The sequence below is a fragment of the Aliiglaciecola sp. 2_MG-2023 genome, assembly GCF_030548145.1.
In the GTDB taxonomy this organism is placed as follows: domain Bacteria; phylum Pseudomonadota; class Gammaproteobacteria; order Enterobacterales; family Alteromonadaceae; genus Aliiglaciecola; species Aliiglaciecola lipolytica_A.
Genome location: NZ_JAUORY010000066.1, coordinates 1 through 774, shown reverse-complemented (window position 1 = coordinate 774; position 774 = coordinate 1). Strand labels below are relative to the sequence as shown.

The 774-nt window shown below is 41.5% G+C and carries 1 protein-coding gene; it reads right to left on the bottom strand.

Annotation, left to right across the window (positions count from 1 at the left end):
- Window positions 1–178 precede the first annotated feature (178 nt).
- A partial coding sequence (locus Q4567_RS22215) for a flavodoxin family protein (RefSeq protein ID WP_303502488.1) occupies window positions 179–774 on the bottom strand: 596 nt, incomplete at its 5' end.

Here is a 774-nt window from a genome sequence, read left to right as displayed (position 1 = left end):
GAAAGAAGTAAATAAATGGAAAATACTGCAATGTAAAAGATCGCGATTTCTTTAATCATAGTTTAGAAACATAACGCCCTGCTTAGGGGCGGAAACACATGGGCTAAAATTTAGGAGCGAAGCGACGCAGCCCATGTGTTTGCGTCCCAGCGAGCCTGCGAGCGACTACAGCAGATTGTTATGCGATTTTGCTAAGATAACCTTGAATTGCCTGCTGGTGTTGCTGAAGACTAAACTCATCTGGACAGCAACAATACAGAGGTTCGTGATAGACCAACCCAAGGTAGCCAGAGATTAGCTCGAATTGACTTTTGAAGCTAGAAGGCAATTCCGCATCTGTACCTGTAGCAACTACCGAGATTGGCATCCCCCGCAGCTTTCGACCAAGTTCTTTATTTACTGTTAGTAAATCAGTAATACGGTCAAAGAAGGTTTTCATCTGTGCCGACATGGAATACCAGTATACAGGCGTAGCGAATACAACAAAGTCTGATGACACGATGCGTTCAATTAACGGAATGAAGTCATCAGATTTATTGCGATTTTCGTAATCAAAGTATGAAATTGATAAATTTTGAAGATCAATGGTCTGGGCTTGCAGACTATCTGCAATCACATGGGATAACTTTGCAGTATTACCATCAGCTCTTGAGCTTGCTAAAACTACCAGAAAATTCAAATCGATATCCTTATCGCATAACGCTTTACTAAACGGTGGAATAAATTGGGGTGATTTTTGCCTGCGAAGCAGAAATGCAAAAAGCACCACAGTTT